This window comes from Mycobacterium sp. E2497 (genome assembly GCF_001668695.1).
Taxonomy (GTDB): Bacteria; Actinomycetota; Actinomycetes; order Mycobacteriales; family Mycobacteriaceae; genus Mycobacterium.
Genome location: NZ_LZKD01000142.1, coordinates 1 through 21495, shown reverse-complemented (window position 1 = coordinate 21495; position 21495 = coordinate 1). Strand labels below are relative to the sequence as shown.

The 21495-nt window shown below is 70.5% G+C and carries 17 protein-coding genes and 1 pseudogene; 12 read left to right on the top strand and 6 right to left on the bottom strand.

Features of this window, described 5'->3' with window-relative positions; translation table 11 throughout:
- A partial coding sequence (locus tag A5713_RS12800; protein ID WP_068095978.1) for an AI-2E family transporter occupies positions 1 to 901 on the top strand: 901 nt, incomplete at its 5' end.
- A gap of 6 nt (positions 902 to 907) precedes the next feature.
- On the opposite strand, the gene A5713_RS12795 is transcribed toward A5713_RS12800, so the two are convergent.
- The 3 genes from A5713_RS12795 to trmB are packed head-to-tail and all read right to left on the bottom strand — an operon-like array spanning position 908 to position 5338.
- Positions 908 to 3787 carry an MMPL family transporter gene (locus A5713_RS12795; RefSeq protein ID WP_068095976.1) on the bottom strand — a complete coding sequence of 960 codons (2880 nt, stop codon included), beginning with the start codon at positions 3785 to 3787 and terminating at the stop codon, positions 908 to 910.
- A gap of 60 nt (positions 3788 to 3847) precedes the next feature.
- Positions 3848 to 4555 (bottom strand): NYN domain-containing protein, encoded by a 708-nt coding sequence (locus A5713_RS12790; protein WP_369804433.1) that lies wholly within the window; start codon positions 4553 to 4555, stop codon positions 3848 to 3850.
- 3 nt (positions 4556 to 4558) lie between these two features.
- Positions 4559 to 5338: a tRNA (guanosine(46)-N7)-methyltransferase TrmB gene (gene trmB / locus A5713_RS12785; RefSeq protein WP_197516365.1), complete on the bottom strand. Its 780-nt coding sequence runs from the start codon at positions 5336 to 5338 to the stop codon at positions 4559 to 4561.
- A 171-nt stretch (positions 5339 to 5509) separates the two neighbouring features.
- Between trmB and A5713_RS12780 the strand changes: the two genes are divergently transcribed.
- The 5 genes from A5713_RS12780 to A5713_RS12760 all read left to right on the top strand — a co-directional run bounded on the left by A5713_RS12780 (position 5510) and on the right by A5713_RS12760 (position 12714).
- Entirely contained in the window at positions 5510 to 6604 is a 1095-nt protein-coding gene (locus tag A5713_RS12780; RefSeq protein WP_068095972.1) for a hypothetical protein, read from the top strand.
- A complete protein-coding gene (locus tag A5713_RS12775; protein ID WP_068095982.1) occupies positions 6601 to 8178 on the top strand; it encodes a hypothetical protein in 1578 nt (525 codons plus the stop codon). Before A5713_RS12780 ends, A5713_RS12775 begins: the two co-directional genes overlap by 4 nt.
- 148 nt (positions 8179 to 8326) lie before the next feature.
- The gene (locus A5713_RS12770; RefSeq protein WP_067918939.1) at positions 8327 to 10156 is read left to right on the top strand and encodes a phosphoenolpyruvate carboxykinase (GTP); all 1830 of its coding nucleotides are present in this window, start codon (positions 8327 to 8329) and stop codon (positions 10154 to 10156) included.
- An 89-nt stretch (positions 10157 to 10245) separates the two neighbouring features.
- Complete coding sequence (gene fadD4, locus A5713_RS12765) at positions 10246 to 11763, top strand: fatty-acid--CoA ligase FadD4 (protein WP_068095970.1); 1518 nt, start codon at positions 10246 to 10248, stop codon at positions 11761 to 11763.
- A 3-nt stretch (positions 11764 to 11766) separates the two neighbouring features.
- Complete coding sequence (locus A5713_RS12760; protein ID WP_068095968.1) at positions 11767 to 12714, top strand: enoyl-CoA hydratase/isomerase family protein; 948 nt, start codon at positions 11767 to 11769, stop codon at positions 12712 to 12714.
- 17 nt (positions 12715 to 12731) lie between these two features.
- Here the strand turns inward: A5713_RS12760 and A5713_RS12755 are convergent, their stop codons facing one another.
- Together A5713_RS12755 and A5713_RS12750 are read right to left on the bottom strand one after the other, a co-directional pair.
- On the bottom strand, positions 12732 to 13196 hold the full coding sequence (locus tag A5713_RS12755; RefSeq protein WP_067918942.1) for a CD225/dispanin family protein: 465 nt from the start codon (positions 13194 to 13196) through the stop codon (positions 12732 to 12734).
- 117 nt (positions 13197 to 13313) lie between these two features.
- A complete protein-coding gene (locus A5713_RS12750; RefSeq protein WP_068095967.1) occupies positions 13314 to 14474 on the bottom strand; it encodes an acyl-CoA dehydrogenase family protein in 1161 nt (386 codons plus the stop codon).
- A 186-nt stretch (positions 14475 to 14660) separates the two neighbouring features.
- Here A5713_RS12750 and A5713_RS12745 point away from each other — a divergent pair, with 186 nt between their 5' ends.
- Genes A5713_RS12745 through A5713_RS12735 form a run of 3 tightly spaced genes read left to right on the top strand, consistent with a single transcriptional unit; the run spans position 14661 to position 18186 of the window.
- Positions 14661 to 15677, top strand: a complete 1017-nt coding sequence (locus A5713_RS12745) for a MaoC family dehydratase (RefSeq protein WP_068095965.1) — start codon at positions 14661 to 14663, stop codon at positions 15675 to 15677.
- 20 nt (positions 15678 to 15697) lie between these two features.
- Positions 15698 to 16888 carry a CoA transferase gene (locus A5713_RS12740; protein WP_068095962.1) on the top strand — a complete coding sequence of 397 codons (1191 nt, stop codon included), beginning with the start codon at positions 15698 to 15700 and terminating at the stop codon, positions 16886 to 16888.
- Entirely contained in the window at positions 16882 to 18186 is a 1305-nt protein-coding gene (locus A5713_RS12735) for an amidohydrolase family protein (RefSeq protein WP_068095960.1), read from the top strand. The genes A5713_RS12740 and A5713_RS12735 overlap by 7 nt, the downstream gene beginning before the upstream one ends.
- 7 nt (positions 18187 to 18193) lie before the next feature.
- Here the strand turns inward: A5713_RS12735 and A5713_RS12730 are convergent, their stop codons facing one another.
- The gene (locus A5713_RS12730) at positions 18194 to 19093 is read right to left on the bottom strand and encodes an alpha/beta hydrolase (protein WP_068095957.1); all 900 of its coding nucleotides are present in this window, start codon (positions 19091 to 19093) and stop codon (positions 18194 to 18196) included.
- A gap of 112 nt (positions 19094 to 19205) precedes the next feature.
- On the opposite strand from A5713_RS12730, the gene A5713_RS12725 reads away from it, so the two are divergent.
- The 3 genes and pseudogenes from A5713_RS12725 to A5713_RS29185 all read left to right on the top strand — a co-directional run.
- Positions 19206 to 19997 carry an alpha/beta fold hydrolase gene (locus A5713_RS12725; RefSeq protein WP_255398379.1) on the top strand — a complete coding sequence of 264 codons (792 nt, stop codon included), beginning with the start codon at positions 19206 to 19208 and terminating at the stop codon, positions 19995 to 19997.
- Positions 19998 to 20218: 221 nt separating this feature from the next.
- On the top strand, positions 20219 to 20887 hold the full coding sequence (locus A5713_RS12720; protein ID WP_068095955.1) for an SAM-dependent methyltransferase: 669 nt from the start codon (positions 20219 to 20221) through the stop codon (positions 20885 to 20887).
- 108 nt (positions 20888 to 20995) lie between these two features.
- A pseudogene (locus tag A5713_RS29185) lies at positions 20996 to 21495 on the top strand (hypothetical protein); the annotation flags it as partial.

The following is a 21495-nucleotide window of genomic DNA, read 5'->3' as shown; positions in this document are numbered from 1 at the left end:
CCTGGGCGGCATCCTCGCGTTCGTCGTCATCCAGTTCATCGACGGCGTGCCGGGCCTGACCGAACAGGTAACCCGCAGCATCGAGTCCACCCGGCGGTGGCTCATCCACGGCCCGGCCCACCTGCGCAGCGAACAGATTGACAACGCCGGAAACGCCGCCATCGAGGCGCTGCGCAACAACCAGGCGAAGCTGGAAAGCGGCGCCTTGTCCACCGCGGCCACCATCACCGAGTTGGTCACCGCGGCGGTGCTGGTGCTGTTCACGCTGATCTTCTTCCTCTACGGCGGCCGCAACATCTGGGCCTACGTGTCCAAGATCTTCCCGGCCGACGTCCGCGACCGGGTGAGCGAGGCGGGCCGCGCCGGCTACGGGTCGCTGACCGGCTACGTGCGCGCGACGTTCCTGGTGGCCCTGACCGATGCGGCCGGCGTCGGGACGGGCCTGGCGATCATGGGCATCCCGTTGGCGCTGCCGCTGGCCTCGCTGGTGTTCCTGGGCGCGTTCATCCCGCTCGTCGGTGCCCTGATCTCGGGCCTGGTGGCGGTGGTGGTCGCCCTGCTGGCCAAGGGCATCGTGTACGCGCTGATCACGCTCGGCCTGCTGATCGCGGTGAACCAACTCGAGGCCCACGTGCTGCAGCCGCTGGTGATGGGCCGCGCGGTGTCGATCCACCCCCTCGGGGTGGTGCTGGCGATCTCCACCGGCGGCGTGCTCGGCGGAATAGTCGGCGCGCTGCTGGCCGTGCCTACGGTCGCCTTCCTCAACAACGCCATGCAGGTGCTGCTCGCCCCGGATCCGGCCGCCGAGGCCGAGAAGCAGACCGAGGAGGCCGGATCCGGCGGCGCGATCCTGCAGGCGGAACCAGACGAGCCCGAGGCGAAGTCGGGCTCGGGCCGCTAGCCGGTTTTAGAGCCGTCCCTCGCGGCGCAGCAGGTCCTGGGCGGACAGGCCGCCGCCGGAGCGACGGCGCTGGCGCGCATCGCCGTTCTCGCTCTGCCCGGGGGAGTTCAACTTCTCGGTGGCCGCGTCGGAGTCGGCACCCTCCGGCCGCATCGACGGGAACGCGGTGGTGGGTTCGGCCGCATCGGCGGGGTCGTCGGTGCGGTTGGTGGGCACCGGAATCGCCCGGGTCTGGCCGCCCGACGGTGGTGGCGGCGGCGCGGCCGGGCCCGGGGCGGGCGGACGGCCCGGTGGTGCCGGGTTGGCCGGGTCGGCGGTGGGCACGGACAGGCGCGTCGTCTGGGCCTCCGTCGGCTGACCGGGCCTGGTTTGCAGGCGGGCGGTGCCGGCGGCGTCGGCCGGGGGTGCCGCGGCGCGCGTGGGCACATCCGGAATGGGCTTGGGCTCCGCCGGCCCCGGACGCGTCGCGCGCGACGGCTCGAGGGCGGCGGGGTGGGTGGGGTCGTGCGGCGCGCGTGGCGCGGCGGCGACCAGGCTGGCCCCGACCGGCGGCCGCGCGGGCCGCCCGTTGAGGGTGGGCCGCTTGCGCTCGTCGGGCAGGTCGATCTCGCCCAGCCCGATCCTGTTCTGCAGCCGCCGGGCCCAGCGGGGGGCCCACCAGCAGTCGTCGCCGAGCAGCTTCATCACCGAGGGCACCAGGAACATGCGAACCACGGTGGCGTCCAGCAGCAGCGCCGCCATCAGGCCGAATGCCAGATACTTCATCAGCACCAGGTCGGAGAATACGAACGAGCTCGCCACCACGGCCAGCACCAGGGCGGCGGCCGTGATCAGGCGCCCGGTTGTCGCGGTGCCGATCCGGATCGCTTCCGCCGTCGACATGCCGCGTTCGCGCGCCTCGACCATGCGCGACACCAGGAACACCTCGTAGTCGGTGGCCAGGCCGAAGCCCACCGCGACCACCAGTGCGATCACCACCACCATCAGGGGGGTCGGGGTGAAGTTGAGCACGCCCGACAGGTGGCCGTCGACGAAGATCCACGTCAGGATGCCCATCGTCGACCCGAGTGTCAGCGCGCTCATCAGCACCGCCTTGACCGGCAACACCACCGATCCGAACGCCAGGAACATCAACAGCAGCGTGGCGCCCAGCAGGAACACCAGCATCAGCGGAGCCTTGTCGAACAGGCTGTGGATGCTGTCCTGCTCCAGGGCGGGGGTGCCGCCGACATAGAGGTTGAGGCCCTTCGGCGGATTTATCGCCCGGAGCTCGCTGATCTTCTTGGCGGCGTCGTTCTTATTGAGCAGGCCGTTCTGAATAACGCGCACCGAGCCGTCCTTGGGCACCGTGGTCCCGTTCGGTCCAGCGACGCAGGGGTTGCCCGCGATGGTTGGGCACGGCCGCTCCTCCCAGGTCTTGTCGGTGAACCCGCCGATCGAGGAGATCCGGTTGCGGATGTCGGCGACCTGCTGGTCGGTGACCTTGCTGCCGTTGGTGCTCTGGATCACCATCGTCAGCTGCTCGGTGCGGTAGCCGGGGAAGAGCTTGTCGAAGTGTTCCTGCGCCTGGCGCACGGAATTGGTTGGCGGCAGGTACTTCTCGCTCATGCCGCCGAACGACAGGTTGCTCAGCGGGATGACGAGCAGGATCATGCCGACGGCGATCGGGATGGCGAACGCCAGCGGCCGCTTCATCACCCAGTTGACCAGCTTGCCCCAGAAGCCGGCCTCCACCTCTTCGCGGGTCTTGGTCTTCTGCAGCCGGTCGGCCAGCCAGTTCAGGTAGGCCCGCGACCACCTCCAGTTCCGCAGGAACGGCACCCGGAATGCGGTCCGCACGCCCAGCGCGTCGACGTGGCGCCCGAGGATACCCAGGCAGGCCGGCAGGAAAGTGATCGACAGCAACGCGGCAAGTCCCACCGCGGCGAAGATCGCGTAGGTCAGCGAGTGCACGAAGCCCTGCGGCAGCACCAGCAGGCTGGCGCTCGACGCGATGATCAGGACCGCCGAGAACGTCACGGTGCGCCCGGCCGTCATCACGGTGCGCCGCACGGCGGTCTCGGTGTCGTAGCCCTCGGCGATCTCCTCCCGGAACCTGCTCACCACGAAAAGCCCGTAGTCGATCGCGATACCCAGGCCGATCAGCGACACCACCGGCTGGGCGAAATAGTGCACAGGCCCGAACACGGCGACCAGTCGCAGGATGCCCAGCGAGCCCGCGATGCTGAGCCCACCCACGATGGCGGGCAGGCCCGCTGCGACCGCGCCGCCGAACACCAGGAACAGGACCACCGCCACCATCGGGACAGCAAGGACCTCCATACGGCGCTGGTCCGTGGCGATGGTGCCGGTCAGGGCGTTGGCGATGGGCTCGAGGCCGGCCAGCTGCACGGTACCGCCGTCGAGCTTCTGCAAGTCGGGCGCGATGGCCTTGTAATTGTTGAGGATGCTGTCGTCGTCGTCACCCTTGAGCGGGATGGACACGAAGGTGTGCTTCTTGTCCTCGCTGACCATGCCCTTGATCAGGGGGTTCGTGCTGTCGGGGGCCGCCAGCCAGCCGGCCCACCCGACGACCTGGTCGGGGTGGTCGGCCTTGAACTTGTTGAGCTCGGAGACGATCTTGTCGCGCCATGCCGCGTCGTCCACCGTTTTGCCCGGCGGGGCGGTGAAGGTGGCGACGATGTGGCTGGTGCGGTCGCGGCCGTAGGTCTGGTCGCCCAGCACCGAGGCCTTCACGGATTGGCTGCCCTCGTCGTAGAAGCCGCTCTGTGTGACATGCTTGCCGAGGCTCATCCCGAAAACCCCACCCAGCAGGCACAGAGCTACCGTGACCCCGATCACGATGTACCGGTACCGGTACACAGTTCGACCCCACCAGGCGAACACGCAAGCTCCTTACTGGATCGTTAACGACCCGCGTGGTGTCTTTCGGTTTCCAAGCCAGTGTCACACACGCGCGGTCAACAGAGCGGACAGCGGCCGGAACGGCTGCAGCCATGCTCCCTGGTCAGGCAGCGAATCCAGGCCGATTCGCGGCAATGGCTCCCGGAATACACCGCTGATGTCTTCCAGGTCGACGAAGTCCAAGGTATCCGACGCTAGCGCCCAACTCGCATGTTCGCGAAATCCGATGACCTGGACGGCGACTCCGCTGCGCGCTATCTCCTCCAGCGGTTGACGAAACGCCTGCCCGTCGGCCGAGGCCACCACCAGCGCCGCCAGCCCTTCGCTGCGCCGCAGTTCGATGTGGGCGAGCATGTCGCGGTCGACGTCGCTGTCCTCGTCGATCTTCGGCTTGGCGAACACCGCGAACCCTACGTTGCGCAGGGCGTCGACCCAGGGCCGCACGACTTCGGCGCTGCCCGGTGCGATGTTGGTGAAGACGGTGGCCTCGGGCTCGACCACGACACCCGGCCGGGCGGCGCTGACCTCGGCCGTGCGCGCCAGCAGCCAGCGTCCCAGGGCGTCGAACCGCGGCCGCTCCAGGGCGGTGGGCCGCCGGCCCAGGATCGAGCCGAGCCCCATGTCGAGGTTGGGTGCGTCCCACACCAGCAGGACGCGCCCGCCCGGCGGCGAGAAGCCGCCCAGCGAGTCGTCGGGCAACGCCGCCAGGGGATCTGCCGCGGTCTGTTCTTCCGCCAGGCTCATGGTCATCGCCTACTCGTGTCGTAGCCAGATGAATTCGGTCACGGCGCTGCCCGCTTCGTGGGCCTTTGACTCGTATTTGGTGGTCGGCCGCACCACCGAGATCGGCAGCCCGGCGCCGGGACCGGCGCGACGCAGCCGCGGCTCGGCATCGCCGCAGGCGCCGATGTGTTCGGCGTAGCCGGGGTGGTCCGTCGCGACGTGGAGGACACCACCAGGGAGTAACCGGTCGGCGATCAGGCCAATCGTGCCCGGCTGCAGAAACCGGCGCTTGTGGTGACGGGCCTTCGGCCAGGGGTCGGGGAAGAAGACCCGCACCCCGGTCAGCGACCCGGGCGCGATCAACCGCTGCAGCACATCCAGCGCGTTGCCGCGGATCAACCGGATGTTGCCCACGTGCTCACGGTCGATCGCGCACAGCAGCTGAGCCAGGCCCCGCTTGTAGATCTCCACCGCGAGCACATCCACCCCCGGCTCTTCCTTCGCCATCGACAAGGTCGATGTGCCACTGCCGCAACCGATCTCGAGCACCAGCGGCGCGCGGCGACCGAACCACGCCCGGGTGTCTAGCGGCGGCTCGGCGCCTTCGGGCGCCGGGGCGCCCAGGGACAGGCCCAGCTCCGGCCACAGCCGTTCCCAGGTCCGGCGCTGGGCGTCGGACAGGGCGGAACGTCGGGAGCGGAAGGTCGATGCAGGAAGATGGCGCTGGTTGCGCGTCCCATCCGACTGCTCCGGCGCGTCGGGACACACTTCCACCCCGGGTTGCGCATGCATTTGTCCATGGTGGCCCATAAACCGGTGATGTAGCCGCCCCTGGTCCAGATTGATACCCAACAGTTGCCTTCAGCTGGTAACAGTCAAACGGTGGCTCGCATCAAAGTGACGCAGGTGCCACCATTCGCTGGAACCCGATCGGCCCCCGGGTCGGGCCCGTCGAACCGCATGCAGGACATTTGAGGGGATATGAGGGGACAAGGACACCAGGATTTCGTCGACGAGCTGGCACGCTTCGCCGCCGGCCACGCCGACCCGCGCGTCACGGAGATCGCCGAGCGAACGGCCGCCGCGCTGCGCGTGCTCGTCCGGGGGCGGCCCGGCGTGGGCCGTGGCACGGTGGCCCGCGCGCTGGGCGGCGCCGGAGCCGCCGCGGGCGTCTCGGTGACAACCGCCGACGACCGCGACGCCGACCTGCTGGTGTACGTGACCGCCGAGGTGGTCAAGCCCGAGGACGTCGACGCGATCGGCGGCGCCGGACGCCCGGTGGTGGCGGTGCTGAACAAGGCCGACCTGACCGGGTCCCTGTCCCGCGGCGACGGGCCGATCGCGGCGGCGCGAACCCGCTGCGCCGAACTGGAGGCCGTGCTGGGCGCCCCCATGGTCCCGATGACCGGCCTGCTCGCGGCCGCCGCGCTCGACGACCTGGACGCCGCGTTGTGGGCGGCGCTGCGGACGCTGGCCGCGCACCCGGGCGTGGCGACCGCGCTCGACGGTTCGTTCGCCGGGTTCCTGGCCGCCGACAACCCGGTCACGGCCGACGTGCGACGGCGCCTGCTGGACACCCTGGACCTGTTCGGCATCGCGCTCGCCGTCGCCGCGATCCGGCAGGGCAGAACGGTCCCGCAGGTGCGGGCCCTGCTCCGTCGGACGAGCGGTGTCGACGCCGTCCTGTCCCACATCTCGATCGCCGGCGCCGAGGCGCGCTACCAGCGGGTGCTGGACGCCGTCGCGGACCTGGAGGCGCTGGCCGTCGGCCCGGGTGAATCCGCCGAGCGGATCGGTGCGTTCCTGTCCCACGACGACACCGTGGTCGCGCGGATGGCGGCCGCCGTCGACCTGGCCGAGGCGGCCGGGCTGGACCCTGACAACTCGGGACGCGCCGACTGGAACCGCGATCCGTCCGCGCACCTGCCGCGCGCGGTGCGGTGGCAGCGCTACAGCCGCGCGTCGGTCAGCGACCTGCACCGCGCCTGCGGCGCCGACATCGCTCGGGGATCGATGCGGTTGTGGTCGCAGGCCTGCGGATCGCTGCCCACCCCGCCGCCGGGGGACTGGCGGTGAACGGGGAGGCGCACGACGATCCGGTGGCCGCGGTCGACGCGCTGGTGGCGGGCATCGGACCGGAGCTGGACGCCCCCGCCGTCCACCGCCGCGACGTGGTGCTGGTGACCGGACCGTGGATGTCCGGGGTCAGCGCGGTGGCGGCGGTGCTGACCGAACGGCTGCCTGACCAGAAATTCGTCGAGTCGGCGGAGCTGGGTCCCGGCGAGGTGCCGACGGCGGTGGTGTTCGTCGTCTCGGCGGCCGCCCAGCTCACGCCGTCCGACTGCGCGTTGCTGGACGCCGCCGCCGCACACACCGACGTGGTCGTCGGGGTGGTGTCCAAGATCGACGTGCACCGCGCGTGGCGCGACGTGCTGGCCGCCAACCGCGAGACGCTGGCCGCGCACGCGCGGCGGTACGGCGGTGTGCCCTGGGTGGGCGCGGCCGCGTTGCCCGACGTCGGCGAACCAGACGTCGACGAGCTGGTGGAAACCGTATCGGCGCAACTGGCCGATCCCGCACTGGCGCGCCGAAACAGGTTGCGGGCGTGGGAATTCCGGTTGGAGACCGTCGCGCAGCGGTTCGACCGCGACGCCGACGGCGCCGGGCGGCGGGCCCGGGTCGACGCGTTGCGCGACGAGCGCAGCACGGCGCTGCGGCAGCGGCGGGAGGCCAAAACCGAGCGCACGATCACGCTGCGCGGCCAGATCCAGCAGGCGCGCGTCCAGCTGTCCCACTTCGCGCGCAACCGCTGCTCGTCGGTGCGCACCGAGCTGCAGGAGGACGTCGCGGGATTGTCCCGGCGCGACATGCCCGGCTTCGAGGCGCACACCCGCGGCCGGCTGGGCGAGGTCGTCGCCGAAGTGAACGAGGGCACCGCCACCCAGCTCGCCGACGTCGCGCAGGTGGTGGGGGTCGCGACGACCCTGCCGGCCCTCGAGGAACTGCCGACGGTCGACGTCCCGCCGCCGCCGCTGAAATCCCGCCGGCACGAAACCTGGCTGCTGATGCTGCTGGGCGCCGGCTTCGGCCTGGGTGTGGCGCTGACTTTGAGCCGCCTGCTGAACGGGCTGGCCGCGCGGCTCAGCCCCGCGCTGTCCGTCGTCGCGGCGGTGACATGCGTGGCGGTCGGGCTGGCGGTCACCCTCCTGGTGATCAACATCCGCAGCCTGCTGCGCGACCGTGCGCTGCTGGACCGCTGGGCGGGCGACGTGACGTCATCCCTGCGGTCGGTGGCCGAGGAATTGGTCGCCACCCGCGTCCTGGTGGCCGAGTCGGTGCTGAGCAAGGCGGTGCTGGCCCAGGACGAGGTGGAGAACGCCGAGGTGAGCGAGCAGGTCAGCGCGATCGACCGCGAACTGCGTGCCCACGCCATGGCCGCGTCGCGGGCCGCCGCCGCGCGGGACCGCGAGATGCCCACGGTGCATGCGGCCCTCGACGCCGTGCGTGCAGAACTCGGTGAAGCGGGTATTCCGCCCGTCGGCGGCTCCGCTTCGGACGCGGAGCAGGACGGCGAACACGGAGTAACCGAAAAACCGGCTTCTAGGAGCGGTGATGGCGATTCTGCGGAGTCTTCTGAATCGTTGTTGTGAGAAGGCTTATACCTGCCCGAGACTTCCCCGACAAGATCCTCACGATAACCTGTAGTTAACGCCACCATGTCAACCGTTGTGTGGGCGACCGCATACGCGATAGGCACCCAAAGAAGCCCGAGTACGACGAAGAATTCAGGAGACTTCGATGACCTCAGCGACCATTCCCGGTTTGGATACCGCGCCCACTAAACATCAAGGGCTGCTGTCGTGGGTGCAGGAGGTCGCCGAGCTCACCCAGCCCGAGCGGGTGGTCTTCGCCGACGGTTCCGACGAGGAGTGGCAGCGGCTGACGGATCAGCTCGTCGAGGCGGGCACCTTCAAGCGGCTGAACCCGCACAAGCATCCGAACTCGTTCCTGGCGCTGTCCGACCCTTCCGACGTGGCCCGCGTCGAGTCCCGCACCTTCATCTGCTCCGAACGCAAGGAAGACGCCGGGCCGACCAACAACTGGATGGACCCCGCCGAGATGCGGTCCACCCTGACCGACCTGTACCGCGGCTGCATGCGCGGGCGCACCATGTACGTGGTGCCGTTCTGCATGGGCCCGCTCGGCGCCGAGGACCCCAAGCTGGGCGTGGAGATCACCGACTCCGAATACGTCGTCGTTTCGATGAAGGTGATGACCCGGATGGGCAAGGCCGCGCTGGAGAAGCTGGGCGACGACGGGTTCTTCGTCAAGGCCCTGCACTCCGTCGGCGCGCCGCTGGAGCCGGGCCAAGAAGACGTGCCGTGGCCGTGCAGCGACACGAAGTACATCACCCACTTCCCCGAGACCCGCGAGATCATGAGCTACGGCTCCGGCTACGGCGGCAACGCCCTGCTGGGTAAGAAGTGCTACTCGCTGCGCATCGCGTCGGCCATGGCCCACGACGAGGGCTGGCTGGCCGAGCACATGCTGATCCTCAAGCTCATCTCCCCGGAGAACAAGGCCTACTACTTCGCCGCGGCGTTCCCGTCGGCGTGCGGCAAGACGAACCTGGCCATGCTGCAGCCGACCATCCCCGGCTGGCGTGCCGAGACGCTCGGTGACGACATCGCCTGGCTGCGGTTCGGCAAGGACGGCCGCCTGTACGCCGTCAACCCCGAGTTCGGGTTCTTCGGTGTCGCCCCGGGCACCAACTGGAAGTCCAACCCCAACGCCATGCGCACCATCGAGGCCGGCAACACCGTCTTCACCAACGTCGCGCTCACCGACGAGGACGAGGTGTGGTGGGAGGGCCTGGAGGGCAGCCCCGAGCACCTGATCGACTGGAAGGGCAACGACTGGTACTTCCGCGAGACGGAAACCACCGCCGCGCACCCGAATTCGCGCTACTGCACGCCGATGTCGCAGTGCCCGATCCTGGCGCCGGAGTGGGACGACCCGCAGGGCGTGCCGATCTCCGGCATCCTGTTCGGCGCGCGTCGCAAGACCACGGTGCCGCTGGTGACGCAGGCCCGCAACTGGCAGCACGGCGTGTTCATGGGGGCCACCATGGGCAGCGAGCAGACCGCCGCCGCCGAGGGCAAGGTGGGCACCGTGCGCCGCGACCCGATGGCCATGCTGCCGTTCCTGGGCTACCACGTCGGTGACTACTTCCAGCACTGGCTGGACCTGGGCAAGAACTCCGACGAGTCCAAGCTGCCGCAGGTGTTCTTCGTCAACTGGTTCCGCCGCGACGCGGACGGCGACTTCCTGTGGCCGGGCTTCGGCGAGAACAGCCGGGTGCTGAAGTGGATCGTCGACCGCATCGAGCACCGGGCCGGCGGCCAGGACACCCCGATCGGCATCGTGCCGACCGCCGGCGACCTCGACCTGGACGGGCTCGACGTCGGCAGCGACGCCGTGACCCAGGCGTTGGCCGTCCGTGCCGACGAGTGGCGCAAGGAGCTCCCGTCGATCGAGGAGTGGTTCGAGTTCATCGGCGAGCGGCTCCCGACCGGCGTGAAGGACGAGTTCGAGGCGCTCAAGCAGCGGCTGGGCGACGCCGACTAGGTCGGGCTAGCCACCGGCCCCTCGGCGCGGCGCGACCGGCACCGTGACCACTTGACACCCGTCAAGTTTTTCGGCGGTACAGTCTGCGCATGCAGATTCGCGAGCATTGCGGCGCCGATAAGCCCGCCGTCATTCTTCACCCGTCCGGCACCGTCGTCACCTTCGATGAGCTGGAGGCGCGGGCCAACCGGCTGGCGCACCATTTCCGGCGCGCGGGCCTCACCGAGGGCGACGTCGTCGCCATCCTCATGGAGAACAACGAGCACATGCACGCGGTCATGTGGGCGGCACGCCGCAGCGGCCTGTACTACGTGCCGATCAACACCCACCTGACCCCGGCCGAGGCCGCCTACATCGTGGACAACAGCGCCGCCAGGGCGATCATCGGGTCGGCGGCGCTGCGCAAAACCTGCGAGAACCTGGCCGAGCACCTGCCGGGCGGCCTGCCCGAACTGCGGATGATCGCAGACGACGAATTAGACGGCTGGCAGCGCTACCCCGAATGCGTTGCCGCCGAGCCGGACACCCCGATCGACGACGAGCTCGAAGGCGACCTGCTGCAGTATTCGTCGGGGACCACCGGCCGGCCCAAGGGCATCAAGCGCGCATTGCCGCACGTGCCGCCGGCCGAGGCGCCGGGCATGATGTCGGCCCTGGTCAGTTTCTGGATGAACCCCGATTCGGTCTATCTGAGCCCGGCTCCGCTGTATCACACCGCACCGTCGGTGTGGTCGATGAGCGCGCAGGCCGGCGGGATCACCACGGTGGTGCTGGAGAAGTTCGATCCCGAAGGCTGTCTGGACGCCATCGAGCGCTACCGCGTCACGCACGGCCAGTTCGTCCCGGCCATGTTCACCCGGATGCTGAAACTGCCTGAATCCGTGCGTAATTCGTACGACCTATCCAGCCTACAGCGGGTGATGCACGCGGCGGCGCCGTGCCCGGTGGAGATCAAGAAGCAGATGATGGACTGGTGGGGGCCGATCATCGACGAGTACTACGCCTCCTCCGAGGCGATCGGCTCGACCCTGATCAGCGCCGAGGAGTGGCTGGCGCACCCGGGCTCGGTCGGCAAGCCGATGGCCTGCGAGATCCACATCCTCGACGAGAACGGTGACGAGCTGCCGCCCGGCCAGGCCGGCGAAATCTATTTCGCCGGCGGCTATTCCTTCGAGTACCTCAACGACGAGGCGAAGACCGCCGCGTCCCGCGACACGCACGGGTGGGTGACCGTCGGCGACGTCGGTTATGTGGACGACGAGGGCTACCTGTACCTGACCGACCGCCGCCATCACATGATCATCTCGGGTGGGGTGAACATCTACCCGCAGGAGACCGAGAACCTTCTGGTCACCCACCCGAAGGTGTTGGACGCGGCCGTCTTCGGCGTCCCCGATGATGAGATGGGGCAACGCGTGGTGGCGGCCGTGCAGACCGTCGACCCCGCCGACGCCACCGACGAGTTCGCCGACGAGCTGCTGACCTGGCTACGGGATCGTCTGGCGCACTACAAGTGTCCGCGGTCGATCGCGTTCGAGGCGCAGCTGCCGCGCACCGACACCGGCAAGCTCTACAAGAACGGGCTGATCGAGAAATACTCGGTGTGACCCATGCTCCGGGTGGTCCCGATCTGCAGCCGACCGGATCCCGGTTCGGCCTCGCCGCCGGGCGTCGTCGTCGCCTACGGCTCCGCCGCCGACATCGCCGCGGGCGAATCTTGGCTTCAGGAAGCGACTTTCACCCTTACTGAGGATGGGTGCGCCGATCGCAGGGTCATCACCGTGCAGTCGGTCCCCGACGCCCTGGCCGAGCTGACTGAGCGCCGTCGGCGCTGGCCGCACGCCAGTAGCGTCTGCGACGACGTGTTGCGCGCGGTCGATCCGGACGGCCCGGCGCTGACCGCGGTGGTGACCGAGTCGCTGGCGTACTCGACCCTGCAGGCCGGCCCGGAATTCGCGCGCTGGCTGACCGAGCGCGGCCCGGCCCGGATGCCCGACATCGTCGATCCGGTGCGGGCCGAACGCGACGGCGACACGCTGCGTATCGCGTTCAACCGGCCGCAACGCCACAACGCGTTCTCCACCGACGCGCGGGCCGCCCTGCTGGAGGCGCTGGCCGTCGCGCAACTGGACCCGTCGGTGACCGGGATCGTGTTGAGCGGCAACGGTCCGTCGTTCTGCAGCGGCGGAGACCTCGCCGAATTCGGCACCTTCGCCGACCCGGCGAGCGCGCACCTGGCGCGCACCCGGTACAGCCCCGCCCTGGCCCTCGACGCGCTCACCGTCCGGCTCGGACCCGCCTGCAGGGCGGAGGTGCACGGCCGGGTGCTGGGCAGCGGGCTCGAGATGGCGGCGTTCTGCGGATGGGTGGGCGCGCGCGACGATTCGGTTTTCGGGCTACCCGAATTGCAGCTGGGGCTGATCCCCGGCGCCGGCGGAACGCTCAGCGTCACCCGCCGGATCGGCCGGTGGCGCACCGCCTATCTCGTGTTGTCGGGCCGCACCATCGACGCCGACACCGCGCTGGCCTGGGGACTGGTCGACGCGATCCGCGACTGAAAGGGCCTAAAGCGTTGTCAGAAGCCCGAATACGTGGTGGTCGTGGTCGACGGCAGGTGGGAGACGGCGAAGACGCCGATGGCAACGTAGACGAGCACGAGGATGACGGCGAAGACGGCCCCGACAATGGCGCCGATGATGGCCCACTTCTTGGCGTTGTTGGCCGCCTCCTGGGCCTCGGCGTATCGGCCCTGGGCCCACAGCCCGGACACCTTGGTGGAGTAGACGATCGAGACGATCCCGAGCGGCAGACAGCACAGCACGGTGCACAGGATGGCCCAGACGAGGTAGTTCTCGGGTTCCGGCTGGCCCGGCCAGCCCGGCTGGGGCGGCGGCCAACCCGGTTGCTGACCCGGCCAGCCCGGGGGCTGGCCCTGCCAAGCCGGCGGTTGGCCCTGCCATTCCGGCGGTTGGCCCTGCCATTCCGGCGGCTGACCCTGCCATTCCGGCGAGCCTTCATGCGGCCCTGGGGGATAACTCATGGCAGCCGACTTTCTTTCGTCGCAGTAACTTTTGCTCCCGCGCCGCTTTGCTGGTGGGAGAAGTCAGGCAAGGATACAGGACCCGTCGGCGTCAAGCCCGCACATTCGTGCTCGCGCTCAGATACCACCCCGCGCGACCAGTTGCCCGGCGATCACGTTGCGCTGAATTTCGTTGGTGCCCTCGCCGACGATCATCAGGGGGGCGTCGCGGAAGTAGCGCTCCACGTCGTATTCGCACGAGTAGCCGTACCCGCCGTGAATCCGCACGGCGTTCAGGGCGATCTCCATCGCCACCTCGGAGGCGAACAGCTTGGCCATGCCGGCCTCCATGTCGCAGCGTTCGCCACTGTCGTAGCGTTCGGCGGCGTAGCGGGTGAGCTGCCGGGCTGCGGTCAGTTTGGTGGCCATGTCGGCCAGGTAGTTGCCGACCGACTGGTGCTTCCAGATCGGTTGGCCGAAGCTCTCCCGTTGCTGCGCATAGGCCAGCGCGTCCTCGAGTGCCGCCGTGGCCACGCCCAGGGCGCGGGCAGCCACCTGGATGCGCCCGGTCTCGAGCCCCTTCATCATTTGCGAAAAGCCTTCGCCCATGCGGCCGCCCAGCACCGCCGACTGGGGCGCACAGAAGTCGTCGAAGGACAGCTCGCAGGACTCGACGCCCTTGTAGCCCAGCTTCGGCAGGTCCCGCGATACCGTCAGGCCGGGACCCGGCTGGACGAGCACGATCGAGATGCCCCGGTGCCGCGGTGTGGCGTTCGGATCGGTCTTGCACAGCAGCGCGATCAGCCCGGACCGCCGCGCGTTGCTGATCCACGTCTTGGCGCCGTTGATCCGCAGGCCGCCGGGGGTGCCGTCCGCGCCCTCAACGGGCAAGGCCGTCGTCGTCATGTTCTGCAGGTCCGAGCCGCCACCCGGTTCCGTCAGCGCCATGGTGGCGCGCAGCTCGCCGGTGGCCATCGCCGGCAGGTAGGTCCGCTTCTGCTCCTCGGTCCCGAACAGCGTCAGCAGCTTGGCCACCACGGTGTGCCCGCCCATCGCGCCGGCCAGGCTCATCCACCCGCGCGCCAGCTCCTCGGTGACCCGGACGTAGCACGGCATGGACACCGGCGACCCCCCGTATTCCTCGGGAATCGCCAGGCCGTAGATGCCGATTCGCTTCATCTGCTCGATCCACGCCTCGGGATAGGTGTTGGCGTGCTCGACCTCGCGGACGGTCGGCTTGACGTCGCGGTCGATGAACGCCCGCACCGTGGCCACCAGCATCTCTTCTTCGTCGTTCACCTGCGCGCATCCTCCGGTGTTGATGGTGGTGACCCGCTTCGCCCGGCTTCGCCGCGCTCGCGATCACCACGAGGTTGGTGGTGGTGACCCGCTTCGCCCGGCTTCGCCGCGCTCGCGATCACCACGAGGTCGATGGTGGCGACCCGCTTCGCCCACCGATTCCACAGCCTGCCAGCATGTGGCGTTGTGACTAGTGACGGGTACGCGGGAATCCGTGCCGGCGGGCCGTACTTCGACGATCTCGCGGTCGGCCAGGTCTTCGACTGGGCGCCCGCGGCGACCCTTTCGTCGGGATTGGCCGCCGCCCACCAGGCGATCGTAGGGGACCGGCTGCGGCTCGCGCTGGACGCCGGCCTGTGCGCGGCCGTGACTGGCCTGCCCGCCCCGCTGGCGCATCCGGCGCTGGTCTGCGACGTGGCGATCGGGCAATCGACACTGGCCACCCAGCGGGTCAAGGCCAACCTGTTCTACCGCGGACTCACTTTCCACCGCTTCCCCGTCATCGGCGATTCCCTCTACACCCGCACGGAAGTGGTTGGGCTGCGCGCGAACTCGCTCAAGCCGGGCCGGGCGCCGACCGGCCTGGCGGCGCTGCGAATGACCACCGTCGATCAGGACGACCGGTTGGTGCTCGACTTCTACCGGTGCGGCATGCTGCCGGCCAGCCCGGATTGGCAGCCCGATGACGCACCGGGGGACGATCTGTCCACCGTCGGCGCCGACGTGCCGGGCCCCGCCACCGATCCGGCCGCGCAGTGGGACGCTGAAGTGTTCCGCTCCAGGGTGCCCGGCCCGCACTTCGACCCGGGGCTGGCCGGCGCCGTGCTGCACAGCACGGGCGACGTGGTCAGCGGTGCGCCGGAGCTCGCCCGGCTCACCCTGAACATCGCCGCCACACACCATGATTCGCGGGTGGCAGGCCGACGGCTGGTGTACGGCGGGCACACCATCGGGCTGGCCCTGGCGCAGGCGAGCAGGCTGCTGCCCAACCTGGTGACGGTGCTGGGCTGGGAGTCTTGCGATCACACCGGTCCCGTCCACGAAGGCGACACCCTGTACAGCGAGTTGCACGTCGAGTCCGCGGAGCCGGCCGGCCAGAGCGGCGTGCTGCGGCTGCGATCGCTGGTCTACGCAGTCGGCGACGGGGCGGGCGAGGCGGACCGCGCGGTGCTGGACTGGCGGTTCCGCGCGCTGCAGTTCTGAACGGGCGCGCCGCGAGCACAATGGGGGGCGTGAGCTCGGCTGCGTCGGCGTGGGGAAGCAGCGGGCAGGCCTACCTGACCGGCCTGCCCGAAGGGCCGCCCGACTTCTCCCGGGCGAACGTGCTGACCCACGCGCAGCGGGTGTCCGCGGCCGTCGGCGAGCGGTTGGGCCTGACCATCGATGCCGCCGGCCTGCTGGCCGGGCGGGCCGCGCTGCTGGGCCTGACCCGCGGCGGCCGGGTGTCCGCCGGCGGCGCCACCCGGCTGTTGGTGGCCGCCGACGGCTGGTGCGCGATCACGTTGTCGCGCCCCGAAGACGCCGCCGCCGTCCCCGCGCTGGTGCAGAGCGACGACGCCACGTGCGACCCCTGGCCGGCGTTGCAGCGCTGGGCCGCAACGCAACCGCTCGCCGCGATCATCGAGCGCACCGCACTGCTCGACATTCCCGCCGCCGCCCTGGGCGAAGCCGCGGCCACCGAACCGCGGATACGACCACGCGGGCCCCGCGGACCGGCGCGCGACGTCGCGGGCCTGCTGGTCGCCGACCTGTCCTCCATGTGGGCGGGCCCGCTGTGTGGACAGCTGCTGGCCCGGGCGGGTGCGTCGGTGGTCAAGATCGAGAGCCCGGGCCGCCCGGACGGCACCCGAGCGGGCGACCGAGCGTTCTTCGACTGGATGAACGGTGAAAAGCTCTCGTACTGTGTCGATTTCGATCGTCAGGCCGACGAGGTGCGCGAGCTGCTCGCCGCGGCCGATGTCGTGATCGAAGGCTCGCGTCCCGCGGCGCTGGCGCGGCGCCGGCTCGGACCGGACGACGTCGCCACAGGGCAAGGGCGAATCTGGTTGCGCATCAAGGGCTACCTCGACGAGCGGCCGGCGTTCGGCGACGACGCCGCGGTGGGCGGCGGCCTCGTCGGCGTCGCGGCCGACGGGCCGGTGTTCTGCGGCGACGCGATCGCCGATCCGTTGACCGGGCTGGAGGCGACCCGGCTGATCGCCGGCTCGCTGGGCCGGGGCGGCGGCGAGCTGATCGAGGTCTCGATGGCGGCGGTCGCCGCCGGCTATGCGGCGCTGCCGACGCAGCCGTCGCGCGCTGACCGGCCCGCGCCGCCCCCGCCCATTCCGCCGCCGGCCCGGCCCGCGGCCCGGCTGGGCGCAGACAACGAGGCGGTGCGCCGGATGGTGGCCCAAAGGGGTTGTCCGCCATGCTGATTCGGCGGGCCACCCTGCTGGACGGGACGACCATCGACATCCGGTTCGGGGACCGGATCGACGAAGTGGGTGACGGCCTGGTCGCCGAACCCGGCGAGGGCGTGCTCTACGCCGGCGGGGGAACCGTCCTGCCCGGCCTGCACGACCACCACGTGCACGTGCGTTCGGCGGCCTCGGCGCTCGATTCGTTCCTCGTCGGGCCGCCCGGGGTCAGCACCAAAACCGAGCTGGCGCAACTGCTGTCGAACGCGACGCCGGGGCCCGACGGGTGGATTCGCGCCGTCGGCTACCACGAGTCGGTGGCCGGCGACCTGGACCGGGACGCGCTCGACACCATGGTGCGCGGCGTCCCGGTGCGCATCCAGCACCGCAGCGGTGCGCTGTGGATCCTCAACTCCGAGGCGCTGGGCCGGGTGGGCCTGGCCGACCACCCCGACGGGCGGCTGCGCAGCGCGGACCACGGCTGGTCGGACCTGCTGCAGCGGCGCGAAAGCGACCTGGCGGAGCTGAGCCGGCGCATCACCGCGACCGGCGTCACCGGCGTCACCGACGCCACCCCCGACCTCGACGCCGACGACATGGTGTCGCTGGTGGTGGCGCACCGGCGCGGGGAGTTCCGCCCCCGGCCGAGCTTCCTGTCGCCGGGCAAGAAGATTCTGCACGACGACGGGCTCGATGTGGACGGGCTGGCGGACTGGATCGTGGGCCGGCACGACGCGGGCCGGCCGGTCGCCGTGCACTGCGTGACCGCGGCCCAGCTCGTGGTGGCGATCGCGGCCCTGCGGGCGGCGGGCAGCCATCCGCAGGACCGCATCGAGCACGCCGCCGTGGTGCCCGACGACAACCTGTCCGACCTGGCCGAGTTGGGGGTCACGGTGGTGACGCAACCCAACTTCGTCGCCGAGCGCGGCGATCATTACCTCGCCGACGTCCCCGCCGCCGAGCACGACCAGCTGTGGCGCGTCGCCTCGCTGCTGAAGGCGGCGGTGCCCGTGGCGCTGTCCACCGACATGCCGTTCGGCCACGGCGACCCTTGGACGGCCATGCGCGCCGCCGTCTACCGCACCACCCCGAGTGGTGCCGTCCTGGGCGTCGACGAACGTGTCTCCGCACGAGAGGCTTTGGCGATGTTCCTGGGCTCGCCGGACCGGCCGGCCCGGCCGCGCACGGTGGCGACCGGAGAACCGGCGGACCTCTGCGTGCTGAGCGAGCCACCCGCGACGGCGCTGGCAGAGCTGGACGCCGGCATGGTGGCGGCCACCGTCATCGGTGGGGAGCTCGTTTACTTCGCGATGTGACCGGCGATCACGACGCGATGGCGAACGCCGCGCGCAGCATGGCGCACTGACTGTCGAAAAACCGCTGCGACACTTGCGCTTTGGGCGCGATGAGATCGAATCCGTGGAAGGCTCCCGGCACGGTCTCCACCTGGCACGGCACCCCGGCGGCGGTCAGGCGTTGCGCGTAGGCCAGATCCTCGTCGTGGAACAGGTCGTGGGTGCCGACCCCGATCCACGCCGGCGGCAGCCCGCTGAGGTCTTCGCGGCGCCCGGGCACGGCGACCTGCGGGTCGGCGTCGCCGAGGTACGCCGCCCAGCCGAACCGATTGCTGCGGGTGTCCCACAGCCGGTAGTTCGCGTCGTGGGCGGACGCCGAGCTGCGATCGTCGAGCATGGGATAGGTGAGCAACTGGAACGCGGGGCTCACCTCGGCGCGATCGCGGGCGAGCAAGGCCAGGGCCGCGGCCAGGCCGCCGCCGGCGCTGGCGCCGCCGATGGCCACCCGGTAGCGGTCCACGGACGGCAGGCCGGCCAGCCAGGTCAACGCCGAATAGCAGTCCTCCAGCGGCGCGGGATATGGATGTTCGGGCGCCAGACGGTATTCCACCGACGCGACGGTGATGCCCAGCCGCCGGCTGAACCCGCTGCAGAGCCGGTCGTCCTGCCGGGCGGTGCCGATCACGTAGCCGCCCCCATGGATCCACAGCAGCGCGGGGGTCGGCTCGGCCACGCCGGCCGGCCGGAACAGCCGGACACCGGTTCCCGAACCCAGCGTGAGCCCCTCGACACCGTCGACGGGCTTTCCGAGGCGGTCGCGCAGCGCGATTCCCGCCCGCATCATCCGCAGGGTCCTGGGACCGACGAGTCGGCGCGGGGCAAAACGGGCGACCCGCTGGAGGTCAGGGTGAACATCGGTGTTCGGCACCGCATCAGTATCACCGACGCGCAACACCCGATGACCTGCTATCCGTGGTATGCGGCGGTTGGAGAAATCGGGAGGCAACGTGACCGGATACGCTTCGCGATTCGTCGATACCGTGCTCGGCAAGATCCGTGTGCAGGTCAGCCCCGGCACCGGCCCCGCGGTGCTGCTGTGGCCCAGCCTGTTGATGACCGGGGACCTGTGGTTGGGCCAGGCGGCGCACTTCGGCGCCAGCCACCGCCTGGTGCTGATCGATCCGCCCGGCCACGGCGGCAGCGAGCCGCTGCGGTCGGCCTTCACGTTCGGCGACTGCGCCCGCTGCGTCGTCGACCTGCTGGACGGGCTCGGCATCGACAAGGCCCACTTCGTGGGCAATTCCTGGGGCGGCATGATCGGCGCCACGTTCGCGGCTCACCATCCCGACCGGCTTGACCGCGCCGTGCTGATGAACTGCACGGCGTCGAGAGCCGGTGTCGTTCAGAAGGCGAAATACGCGGCCATGTTGCGCGCGGCGGCGGTGCTGGGCGGCATCCGGCCGCCGCTGACGTCGTCGGCGCTGCGCGCCTTCCTCGGCCCGACGACACTGCGTACCCGTCCGGACGTGGTCGAGACCGTGCGCGCGAACCTGCGCGCGGTCAACATCGATTCGGCCCGCTGGGCGGTCCGCAGCGTGGTGCCCGCGCGCCCCGACCAGCATGCCCTGCTGCGAACGATCACGGCCCCGGTCCTGGTGGTCGCCGGCGCCGAAGACGCCACCTTCCCCGTGCCCGAAACCCGGGCGATGGCGGAGTCGATCCCCGGCGCTTCCTTCCGCGTGCTCGACGGGATCGCGCACCTCGCGGCGCTGGAAGACCCGGCCCGGGTGAACGACGTACTGGATGCCTTCCTGTTCGGCGCTGTCCATTGATCCGTGAGAACTCATGCGCGACGGGACTTCCGCCGAGCGGATCGCGGATGAACCATTCCGCTCCCGCGCGCGTACTCCAAGGGCGGTGGATTAGCCGAACAAAGATCGGGGTATCGGTGGAGTGCTGGCGAGGGCGAGACGCGCCAGCGTTTCTTCGTCGCAACGTCCCTCACCGGGACCGAGCGTGGACCGCCCGGCCGGGCAGGACGCGAGGGACGTGAATGCTGGGGCATCTCTACGATCGGGCGCTCGGCGGCGAGCGATGTTGGATTCGCCACGACGACGGGGAGCTGCGGCCCCTACCGGCGCACCGCTGGCTGGGCGTGCGATGTCCCGAGGACGTATGTCCCGGTGACGGATCCGGCGACGCCTTCGACGAGGACTTCGACGAAGCCGTCACGCGGATGTGCACCGGGCCGACGATCGAATTGGGCTGTGGGCCGGGCCGATTGGTGGCCCGGCTGATTCAGCGGGGAATACCGGCCCTTGGCATCGACCGCTCGGTGACCGCGATCCGGTTGGCGGGCCGCGGCGGCGCGCCGGTCCTGCTGGGCGATGTGTTCGACCCGCTGCCCGCGATGGGCCTGTGGCAGACGGTGTTGTTGGTCGACGGCAACGTGGGCCTCGGCGGGGACCCGCGCCGCATCCTGGGGCGGGCCGCCGAGCTGCTGGCGCGGGGCGGGCGCTGCGTGGCCGAATTCGACGCCGAGAACATCGGCATCCGATCGCGCTGGGTCCGGCTGGAGTCCGCCTGCGAGGTCGGGCCCTGGTTCCGGTGGGCGTCGGTCGGCGTGGACAGTGCCGCCGCACTGGCCGCGCAGGTCGGCCTGACGCTGACCGGCGTTCGTCTGATCGGCGGCCGGGTGATCGCCTGCCTGGCGGCGATGTGAGCGTGGGGAGAGGCGCCGCCGACGGCCGACGCGGCGTCGACGCAAACGTCAGTTTCGGAGCCGGGGGCGGGGGTACGCTGCCCTAACACCACGGCAAGGAGGCCGGCTATGACATCGTGCGCGAAATGGTTGCTGCGGGCGCGTCCCGGCGACTACGCGCTGGCCTTGAGCGTCGCGGGCGCTTCGCTACCGGTGGTCGGCAAGCACCTCGAGCCGCTGGGCGGCCTCACCGCGATGGGCATCTGGGGCGCCCGGCACGCCCCCGAGTTCTTCTCCGGGATGACCAAGCCCCGCCCGTCGCCCGACGGCGACGACGCCCGCCTCCCCGACGGGTTGAGCGCCCGGGACGTCTCCGTCGCGGCGCTGCGCGGGCAGGTCCTTGCGGCGCCAGACGTCGAGCACCTGCGCGGGGTGGTCCCCGTAGTGGACCGCGCGCCGGTGCAGGTACCGGCGCTGGCGCACCGCATCCCAGATCGGCGGCGTCCGCAGCGCGGTGGGCCACTCCAGCTCGAGGTCCGCGGCCGACACGATCCCGCGCAGCGCCGCGACGGAGACGTCCCGGGCGCTCAACCCGTCGGGGAGGCGGGCGTCGTCGCCGTCGGGCGACG